This window comes from Paenibacillus sp. LjRoot56, assembly GCF_964253335.1.
GTDB lineage: Bacteria > Bacillota > Bacilli > Paenibacillales > NBRC-103111 > Paenibacillus_E > Paenibacillus_E allorhizoplanae.
Window position 1 is genome coordinate 2,542,705 of the sequence record NZ_CAXURV020000001.1, and the last position, 15,739, is coordinate 2,558,443.

Here is a 15,739-nt window from a genome sequence, read left to right on the forward strand (position 1 = left end):
CTCGAAATGTTGAAGAAGATGACAAGGGTACGGGAAAGTCGTGTTGTTAAAAAGGTCCTAGCGCTGGTTATGATTGCGACGCTGCTTGTCAGCATCGTCCCGATTGGAATGACAGCCGTTTATGCAGCTACAGGTGATGTGCTAGGCGCTGAGGAGATTGGTGTAATCCTAGATGATCAAGATCCGGGTGTCACATACACGGGGCTTGCAGCTCCACCAAGCGTGGCGAACTTCATTCAAGGAGCAAGTGGAACGTATCAAAGCAGATTTACTTATGCGAATTTGAACAAGGCTGCGCCTCAAAGCATGACGTTTGCACCTCAGTTTCCGCAGGATGGCATGTACGCCTTCTATGTAAGGAAGCCTGCTACGACACGCTGGTATGCGGGCAACGTTCCGTATAAGATTACGCATGCCGCAGGCGAACATGTCATTAACAACCCGAGTTCTGGCAACGGGACAGATGCATGGGTGCCATACGGTGTATACCCTTTCCGAAGCGGGCAGACATATCCCATTATAGCAGGCGGAGCCGGGTATCAGTATTTCCCTCCAGTAGCGCCTGCAGCTAATGGCACGATTCCGATAGCAATCGACGGTATCAAATTTGTCAAAGTTGGAGAGCTGCCAGACCAAGCGGGATTGGATGCCATCCAGCTTGAGCGCAATGCCGAAATGTCAGCTTCCATGAATCAATGGGCAATCGATCTGGAAAAAGCAAAATACGAATTGACAGGGACGATTGCTGGAAGCACGACAGTTGGTGCGAACGTGTATGAACAGGTTCTTCGATTGAAGACGGGGAGTACAAGTAATCCGAATGTCCAAATCACTGCAATATCTCCTGTGGACGGTACTTATTTGAAGGTTGTAAACGGAAATCTCATACTCAAAGCAAAAAATATGACAACCTCGGACGTAAATGAAAACGCTGTCATACAGTTGAGCCTGGGGAACGCATCGGCAAATGTCAACCTCGCGGTAACGATTGCTCCGAGTCCAGTCATCGTCGGTGGCGATGATGGCAATTTCACGGATACACCTACTTGGTACCGCGATTATGCACCCGGCTTATTCAATCCGAATGAAGGGACGATTGAGCTTCGGTTGCGTCTGGATAAGCCCTATGAGGAATTCGGCAACTATTGGGATTTCCTGTTTAAATTAATTCCGGAACAAAGCGGTCCCGGTAATACATTGATTCAGGCACATATTCCACCGCCGACGGACAAACCAACAGGCCCTAACGCGGTGTATGAGCAACCAATTACCTTTCATGTCAAGAACGGCGAAGGAATCAACGGAGCTTTTGCATATGCGCAGGCAAATCAGCTTAATTATCAAGTAGGTCAACCTTTCAACCTGGCGTTTTCCTGGAAAATGGGAACAGGCGGTTATGTCGCCATTTATAAAGATGGTGTTGCAATCAGTCCTCCATCGCCTACAACGGTTGCAGCAGTAATGGAGAAATTTATGCCTTACGAATTCATGGTGGAACGTGGTAATCCGTTCAATGTCAGTCAGGTTAAGATTTCGACCAAAGCGCTAAGTTCAGGTGAGTTGGAGCACACGGCACAGACTTTCAGCCGAGGAACGGATACAGCACTGCTTGCTGACATTACCTATGGTCAAGACATTCAATCCCAAAAGTTTATTACACCATGGCATAACACCTCCAAATATAGCGTAGTCAAGCCCGCATTTCGCAATGAGAAGCAAGTTTACTATGCGGGAGAAGATGCGGTCTATCCGGTTATGACGGTGAATTATGGGGATAGCGCCAAGACCTTCGACGTAAGCATTAAAGCAACTGATCCTTACGGGAAGGTGGAATTTACCGAGTCCTACCCTAATGTGCAAGTAGCTGCTGGAGGTACGTATCACATCGAAAACCTGGCCCTTCCCATGTTGAAGGACAAGGTAGGTTTCTGGTATTTGGAAACGACGGTAAGTTCAAGCGGTTCCGCCCCCATCGTCTATAAGAGTGGGATATCGAAAGTACCCGCTGATGAATCGGGAGTGGCTGATGGTAAATACGCCAATTATTATGGACAGCACGCGAATTACGACTATGATATGTCCGCATGGACCAAAATTCATACGAGCGCAACGCGCACTTGGGAAGCAGCGCTGCAGTTCTTATGGAATGTCGTAGAGCCAACCAAAGGCCATTTCGTTTGGGACAAAAGCGATGCTTACGTCGAGAAAGCACAAGAAGCGGGAATGGATGTGCTGGCCGTACTTGGTTACCCTTCCGATTGGGCATCAACCAGACCTTCTGAACAGGATATTCCGGCAGGCTTGGATGATCTGATGTATCGAGCGGAACGTTGGGTGCCTAAGGATATCAAGTATACGAATGGCATACCCGGAACTGGCGAGGATTGGCGTAATTATGTCTATCAGTCGATGAAGCGTTATGCGGGGAAGGTGAAGTATTGGGAGGTCATCAATGAGGTGAATTTCCATCCAACTTCAAATCCGAATACACTCGCAGCGTCCTTCTCAGGTACGAAGGAAGAGTATATCCTGATGCAAAAAATCGCCTACGAACAAGCACAGCGAGTGAAATCTGAATATAAGCTGGCAACAGGTAATGACCTTGAGTTATACGTAACAACAAGTGGATTTGCAACCCCTAACCCGGCTGCGGATCGCCAACTAGCGGTTGATATGCTGAAGGGGGATAACGTCAACTACTACGATATCTACAATGTGCATGGGTATGTTGGAACACAGGGAATAGCGGATATACTTACCGCTTATACACAAGCGAAAGCGACTCACCCAAACTTGCAGCTGTGGCAGTCGGAGGTGTACGCAACTAATAGTACAGTTACGCCATGGCGCATCTTTGATACCGTGTGGAATTACATGGATTTCTTAGCAGCAGGTACAAGCAAATATTTTAATATGGGCACACCAGCCGAAGATACATTCGTAACACGGCATTCCCAGTCGCCAACAGAAATGTATCAGACCATGGCGACGCTGCAGCATCATATTCGTAAAGTTGACGAGTATATAGGTTCTTATAATGGCTTTGAGGGGGCTAATTTTCTGAAAGCCAATCATTATCTGAAACGTACGGATGGCAAATATCTAAGCGTACTTTCAGCGGATAACCTATCGTTATATGTGACTGTCGCCAACGCTGAGCAAATCGTTAGTGCGCAGGACGCCTACGGAAATCCCGTTCCGGTTACAGACTATGAGGAAACCAAGCGGTTGCTGAAGAAGAATAGCTTGTTTATCGTCAGTCAAGCTCCGCTGCAAATCACGAAAGTTGCGGGAGATGTTCCGCTTGCTCTAGTGAAAAACGGAGATTTCGAACGAGTAAGCGGGGACCCCCAAGGTGGCCCTTCAGCTGTGGTATTACCGAACTGGACGATGGGCTGGAACAGAGGTGTTTATGGAACGAACGCCTATGTGACTAAGACTTCTCCGTTTGCAGGACAGAACGCGGCTGAATTCAATTCGGCGGGAGCTCCGAGTAATAGAACGTTTATGTACCAGCAAGTATCCATTACGCAACCTGGTACGTACGTGCTTTCCGCACAAATCAAAAAGCTGGAAGGCACCGATGTACAGCCAGAATTGAATATTTGGGACGGGACTCAGGATCACCAGCTTGCACCTGTTACGTTAACGAATCAGTATGTCAATTACAGTCAAACGTATGAAGTCACCGGACCGATAAACCTGGTTCTCAATGTAGGTATTCTTTCAGGAGTAGGTAAAGTTGTGTTTGATAACATTAGCTTTGAGCTGGTGCCAGAGAATGTCACAATCACAATGGATAATTCGGATCCTACTGGCGTAACCCTCTTGGGCCAATGGGAAAGCAGACCGAATGCAGATGCAAATAAAGGTAATTTTGCTTTGAATACAACCAAAGACGGAGCTTCTAGCGTAAGCTACAAGCCAGCTATTCTGATTGACGGTATGTATGATGTCTATGTATGGCAGCATATTACGACCGGGACGCAAAATGCACCTTTTACCATCCATCATGCGAAAGGTTCCGATACCGTATTGGTGAACCAATCGCAAAATGGGAAGAGTTGGTACAAAATAGGCAGCTACCCTTTCCATAAAGGGGAATCAGGCAGCGTTGTTGTTACCAATGCCTATACACAAGGTAACTTTATTCTGGCCGATGGCGTTCGTTTTACGCGCACAGGTCCAATACCAATTCCTAACCAGAACTTGAACAATAAGTTGACAGGTCCGGCTACCGTAGATGGAGGTCAAAACTTCAAGGTTACGTACAGCCTGGACAGTGTGACCGACAGCGTTTATGCGCTGGATACGACTGTAACCTACGACTCGACTAAATTGGATTTCATCTCAGCTGCTTCTTTGAAAGATGGGTTCAATATTGTATCTACGAGAACTTCAGTTGCGGACCAAGTCCGCATCATTGCCTCAAGTCTAGGTGTAGCTACGGCCATACAGGCAGATAGTGATGTATTGGAGTTGACGTTCAAACCCAAAACGAGTGGAAGTAACGGCGGCGTTGATCTCCATGCAGCTTCAACTGCCGTTATCGGTGCTGGACTTGAAAGCACGCTGGCTTCCTTCAAGTTTACGGTGAATGTTCAATATGCGAACAAAACGAACTTAACTGCAGCAATTGTTGCCGCAGAAGCGCTTTACAATGCTTCGGTGGAGGGAACGCTGATCGGACAGTATCCGGCAGGTTCCAAAGCGACGCTCCAATCGGCGATTAACGCAGCCAAAGCAGTAGAAGCTGACAACTCCGTGAGCCAGGCACAGATCGACGCGGCAACGAGCTTACTCGTAGGAGCAGTAGATGCCTTTAAACTGACTGTGAATAAGCAGAAGCCTGAGGACTTAAATGGTGACAATCGGATTAGCGTCAGCGATCTCTATCCCATTTTGATCCATTATGGTAAAACCTCGGCAAGCGCTGATTGGTCGACTGCTCGTCAATACGATGTCAATCAGGATCTGAAGATTGATTATCTCGATATGGCCGCAGTTGCTATGAAAATCGAATAACTATCCAGCTTCGGGAGATTGGTTTTATTACACCAAATCTCCCGAATCTTTTATATCATGAACCCTGGGAGGCGCACTCGAAGGACGGAGTAGCCGTCGAATACCTGTATTTCCTACAGTTAATTGAAGCACAATACCGAGCTTTTGTGAAATAACTGGATTTTCTCCCGTTATGTAAGGGGAATTGCGCCAACTGGGTAATTTTGAGCGAAATTAGATGTAGGAAATCCATCTAAACTCCGAATATGCTAGTTTTCCTCTGAAATAGATGTAGAAAATCCAGTTAATCTTGTTGAGCTAACCAGGCTGGGGCACGAATGTGTTCTAGTTTAGGAAGTTGCTACTATGAGAAACCCTATGAGACGTCCGCGAAGGACGGATTAGTCGTTTATTTTGTGCAAAGGAGCATAGAAATGATAGCAATTAATAATCTGAAGTGTTGGAAAAGCAGGATTCCCTTATTTATTTTTGTGCTGCTGTGTATGCTCATAGCCCCATTCCCGGCTCATGCCAATTCGTTGCCATCATCATCCGCTTACACCCTATCAGCAAGTACGAGTTCACCACAGGTAGGTGACAGCTTCACGGTAACAGCGACAGCGAACGTTTCGGAGTTATTCGCATTCGAGACGATATTTACCTATGACCCGCAGAGGGTAAAACTAATCCGTGCTGACGCAGCTGCAAATGGCAATCTGATAAAACCTGTTGCTGATGAGGGGAAGATCGTACTTGCATGGTCAAAAGAAGGCAATGAACAGCCGACAAACGGTACCATGAGAATGGCTGAATTGACTTTTAACGTACTGAAAGAAGGGGAGACGGAGGTCCTCTGGAAATCACTGAGAATTGCAAATCGGAGTTTGCAAGAAGTGTCCGTATCCCCAGGAGTTTCACTTCGGACTAATGTTCGTGCTGAATCTGGTTCAGGTGACGTAGGGAATGTAGGTGGTGTAAACGTGCCTAATACGGTTGGGAGTGGGAAAGAGCCGGCGCTTTTAGCACTAGAAGCAGCCATTATCACGAATCCCGCTCAAACCAGTCAATTTTCGGTGCGAGCTGTTAGTCTCACATCCGAACCAGGTAATCATGTGCGCGTTGCTTTACATGTGGAGCAAGTATTGAAAGAAATCCATTCAACTAATGGGAAATCTACGTTCGTCATCATGATTCCAAGACAGGAGTCGGCATCTATTACGGTGGATGTAGCCTCTGAGGTTCTACAAGCGATTCAATCTAAAAGTGGGGGAAGTGGTTCTCTTGTCATTTCGAGCTCTGTCGGCATGTATAAACTGCCAATTGATCAACTCAAACTTGATGCGAGTTCAAAGGTTACGATAACAATAGCCCCCGTGTCAGAAGAACAAGCGCACGCAATGGGGACGATTGTTGCTAATGAAGGCTTTACGCTAGCTGGTGCGCCAGTCGACTTCTCCGTTTCGATCCTAGATGCTTCCGGTCAAGTAACTGAGATGCATGACTATGAAAGCGCGTTTGCTGCTCGTACGTTACCTGCAGGGCATATGGATCCTGATAAATCCGCAGCGGTTTTATTCCGTGCAGACGACACGTTGGCCCCGGTTCCAACCTTGTTCGTCAAGCAACCGGATGGCTCCTATATGGCACTTATCCACCGGATGGGGAATAGTGCTTATGGGCTTATTACGGGAAGCCGAACATTTGCCGACTTGAGAGGTCATTGGTCTAAAGGGGACATTGAAACCATGGCGGGCCGCTTGCTCGTAAATGGGGATACGGAGGGAAGATTCCGTCCAGACGATGCGATAACCAGAGCTGAATTTGCTAAGTTGCTAACGAATGCGCTTGCGCTGCCGGACAAAGGTGACAGCATGACTTTCCGTGATGTAGAACCATCCGCATGGTATTCCCGTACTCTCCTTACTGCGGTATCCTTCGGCCTGATTAAAGGCTATGATGGAGGAGTATTCCGTCCTGATTCATTCGTCTCGCGGGAGGAGATCGCCATCATGCTGGATCGGGCACTTCACTTAACAGGATATCAATACGATTCACCTGCCAATTTCGCTGAACTGTTAGATATGGACCAACTAAACGACTGGTCGAAGGACGCTATTTACAAGATGTTGGGACTCGGCATCATTACTGGGGATCAGAGTAACATGATCCAACCTTCACAATCGGCGACACGTGCGGAAGCAGCTGTTATGCTGAAACGCATGTTGATTAAGCTTTCTTATATGAATGAGTAAGTGGAATATGCACCAAGAGTCTTATGAACATTGATTACTCTACATTGTGATTGAGCAAATCCATCAGAGTAAGATACAATTAAGAGAACGCTCTCATATTGCCAAGGAGGTCCCTGCCCATGTATACAATGATGCTTGTCGACGACGATTATATTTCGAGGGAAGGCCTGCGAGATCTCATCGATTGGGATAGTCTGGGTATCGAGATTACGGGGGAAGCGGAAGATGGGGCGGAAGCTCTGCTCGTTGCCCGCGACCTGCGGCCTAATATCGTGATTACAGACGTTGTGATGCCAGTGATGGACGGCATTCAATTTGTAGACAAGTTGAAACATGAGCAGCCTGCGGTAATAGTGATCATGATAAGCGCTCATCAAGACATTCAGTATGTGAAGGCTTCAATTAAATTGGATGCGATTGATTATATATTGAAACCTTTTAATCGAGAGGAATTAAAGCAGGTAGTAGCCAAAGTTGTCGCTAAGTTGGATAAAGAAAGAGCCGAGAAGCAATTAAAGGACGACGTTAGCCAATATTATTCAGGCAGCATCTCATCTACGGGGTTGCCGGTGATTGTGGATTCCATAGAGAAGATCATAGGATTGTGCAGCACAGGGCAAACAGACGCACTAACGGCTGAGGTCCAGCAGCTCTTTATTACAATACGGCAATTAAAAATGGAAAGCATGCTGTTCCTAACGACTATCTGCAGTGAGCTTCTTATTAAAGCGATTCGCAAAGCATCCGTGCATGTAGAATCTGCCATTGCGCAAGAGGTGAAAGAGTCCTTGCACCAATTCAGAACGATGCAGAGCCCTCAGCAAATCGAGATGTTTGTCCTAGAGAAGCTAGTCTATTTGGAGAGGGCTTCGAATGAGTTGCGAAACAGTAAGTCTCGACGAATTATTCGGGATGTTGAGGGTATTATTCATAAAATTTACTATCAGAATCTGACCATTGGGCAGCTGGCGGCGGAAGTATTCATGTCTCCTGGACATCTTCAGACGTTATTCAAAAAAGAAACAGGGCACACGATTAACGATTATATCACGCATGTACGATTAAAGAAGGCACAGGATCTGCTCAAGGATGCCTCAATTAAAATATACGAAGTAGCCAATCAGGTCGGCTATCAGGACACGCACTATTTTACCAAAATTTTCAAAAAAGTGGTGGGCGTCAACCCTATGGAATATCGGGAGAAAATGCTATGAGAAAAGTGCTCCACAAACTCAGTGGCATGTACTATAACATCAACTTGCGGACCAAGCTGGTTATTTCCTATTTAATTCTAATCATTATTCCAGTTATGGTATTGGTCTATTTCTCCTATATTACGATTCATAAATCTGTGGTTGAACAGACAGGCAAGGCTTATTTGGAAACCCTGAAGCAGGCGGAGAAAAACATTGCATTCGGCATTGAAACCGCCTATAACATTGCCGATCTGACGCAAAGCAATTATGATATTCAACTCATTCTAAGAACGGTATCTGAGCGAGCTTTGACTTCGGGGGAAGTGATTGATTTTTTCAATCTGCTTAACAAAAATGTGAGCAATTACGTGGGCAAGAGCAATGTGCTTAAGGTTAGCTATTTTATGAAAGGAAATCCAACCTTCGTCTCCGCTAGCCCTAATTTTTTTGGTATAGATCAGCTTCAACTTGAAGCTGGTCTACAGCCACTTTTGGAAGGCAAAATCAAAGAAAAGTGGTTCTATGCAAGCGACGTGCAACATTTAAGCATCGTTCAAGGGGATGAGGTTCTCTTTATAAAAGAGATCAAGGATATCAACCGATTTCAGCATGTTCTTGGCTATGTGATGGTGGAATTGGATGCCAAATTTATCTGGTCTATTCTAAATGACATTCGGCTTCCAGATGGAGCGGAAACACTAGTCATGTCTCCTTACAAGCGAATTGGAGCTACACAATTACTGGCAGGGGGCAGCGGTGCTAGCGACATCTTTTTGAAGTCTTTGCCGGAGGAGGAAGAGGGGATTGTCAGTTTCGGACCTGCGGAGAGAACCAATTATGCTGTTTTCAGCAGGGCGAAAGGTCTGGATTGGCAAATTGCATTGCTCATGACGGAGAAGCATCTTGGGATGAACAGTAGGTGGATTCAGAACTTCATGCTCGGCTTGGCGGGGGTAGTCTCGATTATCGCGATCATTACAGCCTTCATTATTTCAGGAAGCATTACCAAAAGGTTGAAAAAGCTAGTAAAGCTTATTAAACATGCAGAAAAAGGGAGCTTTGAGACAGAAGATAATATCCGAGGAAATGATGAATATGCAAGATTGCAGCGTTCTTTTAACAAAATGAGCACGCGAATTAAAGCTCTTATCGAAGAGGTGTATCAGGCCCAAATTAGCAAACAAGATGCGGAAATGAAATTGCTGTATGCGCAAATCAACCCGCATTTTTTGTATAACACGTTGGATATTATTCAATGGAGCGCCCTACGGATAGACGCCAAGGAAATCGCGGAATTGACGGAATCACTTGCCAAGTTTTTGAGGTTGAGTTTGAACGAAGGCAAGGAGCATATCTCCGTTGCAGAAGAGGTTATGGAGGTCAGCAAGTATATGCAGATCATCAATTACCGCTATCGAGGAGCCATGCAGTTCATAACGGACGTCGAAGAGGGTCTGGAAGAGAAGATAATGATCAAAATGATATTGCAGCCACTGGTTGAAAATGCCGTTATTCATGGGATCAGGCCCAAAAAAGGGAGGGCTGGGACCATTGTGGTCCGTGCTTACCAGGAAGGTGCCTATATGTATTTGGAGGTTATCGATGATGGCGTCGGGATAACGGCAGAGAGGCTTAAGGAGCTATTTGAAACGGAGAGCAGAGGGTACGGCGTGAAGAACGTACATCAGCGTATACAAGTCTATTATGGTGAGGATTGTGGCTTGCAGTTTTACAGCGAACCCGGAATGGGCTGCCGTGCCGTTGCGAAGCTAAAGGTTTCTGGGAGTCTATAATCCGTATTTTTGTCAGTGATATCTTACTTCTGTCCTGTTGTGGCTGATAGGTATATTTACGTAAAATAAAGCTATACAACAAGGAGTTGAGGTGATGAAATGGCAAAGATTACACCCTCCCATGCGATCAAATCTCTAGACGCAGGTGTGATCCCCAAGACAAAAAATCGCCTGAAGGCAAGAATCGCACATAATCTAGATTTATATCTGATTATTTCGATACCCTTACTGGTGCTTTTGATTTACAGTTACGTCCCAATGCTGGGGATCGTCATCGCATTTAAGAACTATCGGGTATTCGACGGCATACTGGATAGCAAGTGGGTAGGGCTGGCTCATTTTCGAACATTGTTGAGCGATCCTAAATTTTTTAGCGTGTTGAGCAATACGATGCTGATCAATCTGTTCAAATTTATTTTTCAGTTTCCTCTGCCTATTATCTTGGCGCTGCTATTGAATGAAGTCAGGACGGGCTTTGTTAAACGTATGACGCAAACGCTTACCTATCTGCCACATTTTCTATCGTGGGTCGTTATTGCAGGAATTTTTGTGGATATCCTGTCCCCAAGTACAGGTATTATCAATGGCATCCTGAAGGCGTTCGACATCTCACCGATTTCGTTTCTTGGCGACGATAGTTACTTCCGAAGTGTGCTCGTCGCATCAACAGCTTGGAAAGAAACCGGTTGGAGCGCCATCATTTACTTGGCAGCTTTAACGTCAATCGATCCCGATCTGTACGCCGCGTCCAGCGTTGATGGTGCAGGTAAGCTCAGACAAACGTGGCATATTACGCTCCCGGGCATATCCAGCACGATCGTATTCATTATTATTCTAAGGGTATCTACCTTATTGGGCAGCGATACGGAACAGGTGCTACTGCTGTACAATCCTCTTGTATATAGTGTTGGGGATGTCATCGGGACCTATGTGTACCGCGAAGGGATTCAGAACGGTAGTTACAGCTATACAACCGCAGTCGGTTTGTTTGTATCTGCTATCGGATTTACCTTGATGGTTACGGCCAATAAGATTAGTCGCAAGTATTCGAACCGAGGGATATGGTAAATAAGCAGCAGAGAGGAGCAAATAGCTTTGTTCGACAAGAGGATGAAGACCGGGGAAAAGGTATTTACGGTTGTGAATTACACTTTGTTGATAACAGTAGGTCTCATTTGCGTCCTACCGTTTATCACACTGTTAGCGAAATCGGTTAGTGAGGAAGCTTATGTCGTCAGCGGTCAGGTTAGCTTATGGCCAATGGGCTTTCAGCTAAAAGCTTACCAAGTGTTGTTATCAGGCATTGATTTTCGCACTGCGTTTACGAACAGCTTGTTCGTCGCCGTTCTGGGTACGGCCATTCAAGTGTTCTTTACAGCTTGTGTGGGGTATGCCATTGCGAAAAGGGATTTGGTAGGCCGCAAAGCGATCAATATTCTGTATGTGTTCACGATGCTGTTCAACGGGGGAATGATCCCTACCTATATGGTCATTAAAAATACCGGATTAATTAACCATCTGTGGGTGCTTATTATTCCCGGGATGGTGAGCGCTTTCAATCTGATTCTGGTGCGAAATTACTTTGAGTCTTTGCCTTATAGCCTAGAGGAATCTGCGAGAATTGATGGAGCTGGCAATCTCACCATCCTATTTCGCATCATGCTTCCGATCTCCAAGCCTTTGCTTGCGACAATTGCGATTTTCAGCGCAGTAGGGATTTGGAACAATTACATGGACCCTCTAATGTATTTAACGAAAAAAGAAGTTCAGGTTCTACCTTTGTTTTTGCAAAACATTGTGGCCGCAGCTAATAAGAACGGCTTGGAAAATCCCGAGCAATTGGCCAATATCGCATCGGAAACATTCAGAGCCGCAGCCATCTTCGTTTCTTCGATACCGATCCTGCTCGTTTATCCTTTTCTACAAAAGTATTTTGTCACAGGGTTAACGCTAGGTGCTGTTAAACAATAGCTACATATTTGAAGGGGGAAATAAATATGCGGAAAAGATTAAACAAATGGTCCACGACAACGTTACTAGTTGCACTTGCAGCCTCGGTATCCCTTGCTGGTTGCAGTAATGAAGCGAAGCCAGAAAGCAAGGAAACGAAAGAGGCGACTGCTACCCAAGGCCCAAAACTGAATAAGGCGGCCAAAATCAGAATCGCCGTTCCCGATAATGCCGGAGTCAAGGGATACGAGCAAGGAGCAAGCGCAAACGATAACCAATTTTTGAACATGATCAAAGAGAAGACTGGTTACACGAATATAGAATGGAATGTCATTCCGACTGCGAATCAATTGGATACGTACAATTTGATGTTTGCCTCTGGTGATGTGTATGATCTCATTTATACGAATGATTTGAATATTTTCAAACGTTTTAGTGCGCAGGGAGCTCTCCTGCCAGTGGACGATGCGATCAAGCAATTCGGCAGCGAAGTGGATAAATTAGTTACCGAGAATGCATGGACGGCTGTATCGCTGGAAGGGAAGAAATATGCCATCCCGGTTCCTCCGTTTCAGAAATTTGAAAATGTAGATCTAGGTGCAGGATTTCTAGCTAGACAAGATTGGATGGATAAGCTGGGACTGAAGGCGCCTAAAAATCTCGACGAGTTATATACCTTCTTAAAAACCATGAAGGACAAAGATCCAAGCGGAAAGGGAACCATCCCTTACGTAGCAGCAGCTGGCAATAACGGGAATCCACTTGATGGGCTAGATGTCATTACCGCAGCTTTCGGATTGTCCGGCATAAATAACCTTGCTGTCCCTTTCATTGTGAAGGAAGGCAAGCTGGTTGATGCACAGGATGTGAATCTGAAGGACTTGCTGACCTACCTGAATAAGCTCTACAAAGAAGGCTTGATTGACAATGAGTACCTATTCAACAAGACACAGCAAGTGACTGAAAAGATGTCATCGGGGAAAGCAGCTGCCGTGTATGCGGGCTACTGGGATCCTGCTACCTACCAGGCAGGTTTAAGTAAAACAGATGCTAATGCGAAGTTGAGCTTCTTGCCTACAGTAGAAGGAAAAGATGGACAGAAAGGCTATACAATGCCTGCTCCTGTATCCAACTTCTATATCATTCCTAAAAGTTCGAAAAATGCGAATGAAGCTGTGGATCTACTGAACACCTATTTGAAAGATAAGGATTTGCAGAAGTTTGTTAATTTCGGTAAAGAAGGCGTTCATTATGACATGGTAAACGGCGCGCTGAGCCCGAAGAAACCTGCTTATGATCAAATCATCTATAAACTGTATTATAGAATGTGGAATACGCCGGACATCTGGCTGCCTAACGCATTACTTGGCGGATATGAGCCAGCTATGAAAAGCTTCGCTCAAGCGGGTGCGCAGCTGACTGCATTCAATATCAACCAGTACAGACCGCAGACGGAAGTCGAACTTGCCAAAGGTAGAGCGTTGATTGACCTGAGAAATGAGTACGTTGCCAAAATCATCAACGGTGCATTACCGCTTACAGCATTGGATGAGTATTTTAAAAAGGCGGATGCTGCCGGCAGACAAGATGTTATCAAAGCATCGCAGGATTGGTTTACCAAAGAAGGCAAGGCTATTCATGATAAATTGAATAAGAAGTAGTGTCTAGTCCTTCGGAAATTCAAAGTAGAGCAGTTCACCTTATTGGGGAACTGCTTTTTGTTTGTGCGGCCATAAGTCTTTGCTAGGTGGCCTGTCACTGCGAATAGATGGATTTTCTACAGTTAAATTTATGGATTTTCCGGGAATGTGTAATAGATGGAGAACCTACAGGTAATTTTAGCCATTCTACCCGATCTGAGCAAAAGAGGCAGTTTTAACTACAGGTTATACAGTTAAATCGAGTTTTCGGGTAAATATCTAATAAATAACTGTATATTTTCCAGTTAAACCTAAACGCTGTGAACTAAAAACTCCCTCCCCCTCATTTTCAGAGAGGGAGAGAGAGTCACAGAGAGAGTCAGAGAGAGAGAGAGTGTGTGTAGGGGAGTTTCGTGCATTCACTTCAGCTTGAACAACTGGCGAGCATTTTCGCTGAAAATTTTCTTCTTTTTCTCGAGCGGAAGCCGTTGCAGGATCTTCGTCGGGTCGTCGAAATCCCAATGCGGATAGTCGCTGGAGAAGAGCAGCATATTCTCCGCATCGAACATGTTGAACATCGCTTCGAGGTGCTTGAAGTCGTCCGGTTCCTCGATTGGCTGTGTCGTCATGAAGCAGTGGTCGCGCACATACTCGCTCGGCATTCGCTTCAGCCATGGCGTGGATGAGCGTAAGGCTTTGAAGTTCTTGTCCAGCCGCCATAGCAGTGGAGGTAACCAGGTGACGCCGCCCTCGCAAAACACCACTTTAAACCCTGGATACTTCTCAAACACGCCTTCGCAGACAAAGCTAACCAAATGAGCCATAAAGGTTTGGGGCAAACAAGTATGCCACTGCAAATAGTTGGACACATACCCGACCGCAGTCGGTGGGTTAAAGGTACCTGCGCCTTCGGCGCCAGGATGGATCACAAGCGGAAGTCCATTACGCTCACAAGCTTCGTAGATCGGATGGAAGAAACGCTGGCCGTACGGCATCCGGGCACCTCCGATCACACTGACCGCGACGATGTCTGGATGCGGACCGACCCGGTCTATCTCGCGCGCAGCCTCCAGGGGATCTTGGGTACCGATGCACAGGTAACCCTTGAACTTAGGGCTAACGGGCAGCCATTCGGCGATTAGATAATCGTTGTAGGCCCGGCATACGGCTGCAACGTGATCGCTGTCCGCATAACCTGACATGCCAATTATCGAATCGGAGCAAAGCAACGCGTAATCAAGGTTAAATGGTTCGACCAAGTGCTCGAGCATGTAATGCGGATCGGATCCCAACGGTAGCCCGCTAGGCGGATCCGCATCTTTGCGCTTGCTGCCAATCGGCGACGAATAGGGCAGCCCAGCTCCGGGAATGCCGAACCTTTCGGCATGACTTTTCCAAGGCTCATCGAGATAAGGGATCAAGTCATTTCTACTACGGAACTGATTGTGCACATCACAGTCAATGACAGGCAATTTCTCTTTGTTCGAAATCATCTCGTTTCTCCTCCTTATTAACCAATCACGATGCCAATTTGTCCATCTTCTACGACGACGGGGTAGGTGCGTGTCCGCACTTTATCACTGAACAATGATTTGCCCGTCTTGAGATCGAACTCCCAGCCATGCCAAGGGCAACGTAATATTTCTTGGTCGCGCCCGTAGATAAATTCATAGACTTGAGATTCAAGTGTTGTACCGCAGACCACGCCTTTGCATAACTCTGCCCCTTGATGCGGGCAATAATTATGTACGGCATAATAGTCACCTTTCACGTTATAGACCCCGATGGAACGTTGTTCGATTTGTACAATTTTGAATGCACCGGAAGGAATTTCTTCTATGGAAGCGACCGGAAATATGGCCATCATGTTCAGCCCCCTTTAAGCTTTGTTAGATTAATCTTAA

9 protein-coding genes are annotated in these 15,739 nt (G+C 46.0%); 7 read left to right on the plus strand and 2 right to left on the minus strand.

Annotation, left to right across the window (positions count from 1 at the left end):
* The first annotated feature begins 6 nt into the window (after positions 1–6).
* The 7 genes from ACSQ8O_RS11350 to ACSQ8O_RS11380 all read left to right on the plus strand — a co-directional run bounded on the left by ACSQ8O_RS11350 (position 7) and on the right by ACSQ8O_RS11380 (position 13,856).
* Complete coding sequence (locus ACSQ8O_RS11350) at positions 7–5,025, plus strand: cohesin domain-containing protein (RefSeq protein WP_436241650.1); 5,019 nt, start codon at positions 7–9, stop codon at positions 5,023–5,025.
* A gap of 413 nt (positions 5,026–5,438) precedes the next feature.
* A complete protein-coding gene (locus ACSQ8O_RS11355; protein WP_436241651.1) occupies positions 5,439–7,256 on the plus strand; it encodes an S-layer homology domain-containing protein in 1,818 nt (605 codons plus the stop codon).
* Between the two features lie 119 nt (positions 7,257–7,375).
* Entirely contained in the window at positions 7,376–8,470 is a 1,095-nt protein-coding gene (locus ACSQ8O_RS11360; RefSeq protein ID WP_436241652.1) for a response regulator transcription factor, read from the plus strand.
* The gene (locus tag ACSQ8O_RS11365; protein ID WP_436241653.1) at positions 8,467–10,245 is read left to right on the plus strand and encodes a cache domain-containing sensor histidine kinase; all 1,779 of its coding nucleotides are present in this window, start codon (positions 8,467–8,469) and stop codon (positions 10,243–10,245) included. The genes ACSQ8O_RS11360 and ACSQ8O_RS11365 overlap by 4 nt, the downstream gene beginning before the upstream one ends.
* A 99-nt stretch (positions 10,246–10,344) precedes the next feature.
* Complete coding sequence (locus ACSQ8O_RS11370) at positions 10,345–11,313, plus strand: ABC transporter permease (RefSeq protein WP_436241654.1); 969 nt, start codon at positions 10,345–10,347, stop codon at positions 11,311–11,313.
* A gap of 27 nt (positions 11,314–11,340) precedes the next feature.
* Positions 11,341–12,216, plus strand: a complete 876-nt coding sequence (locus tag ACSQ8O_RS11375) for a carbohydrate ABC transporter permease (protein WP_436241655.1) — start codon at positions 11,341–11,343, stop codon at positions 12,214–12,216.
* Between the two features lie 26 nt (positions 12,217–12,242).
* Positions 12,243–13,856, plus strand: coding sequence for an extracellular solute-binding protein (locus tag ACSQ8O_RS11380; protein ID WP_436241656.1), 1,614 nt, complete (start codon positions 12,243–12,245; stop codon positions 13,854–13,856).
* 398 nt (positions 13,857–14,254) lie between these two features.
* Here ACSQ8O_RS11380 and ACSQ8O_RS11385 read toward each other — a convergent pair whose 3' ends face one another.
* Together ACSQ8O_RS11385 and ACSQ8O_RS11390 are read right to left on the minus strand one after the other, a co-directional pair.
* Positions 14,255–15,328, minus strand: coding sequence for an amidohydrolase family protein (locus tag ACSQ8O_RS11385; protein WP_436241657.1), 1,074 nt, complete (start codon positions 15,326–15,328; stop codon positions 14,255–14,257).
* Positions 15,329–15,345: 17 nt separating this feature from the next.
* The gene (locus tag ACSQ8O_RS11390) at positions 15,346–15,699 is read right to left on the minus strand and encodes a Rieske (2Fe-2S) protein (protein ID WP_436241995.1); all 354 of its coding nucleotides are present in this window, start codon (positions 15,697–15,699) and stop codon (positions 15,346–15,348) included.
* Between the last annotated feature and the right edge of the window lie 40 nt (positions 15,700–15,739).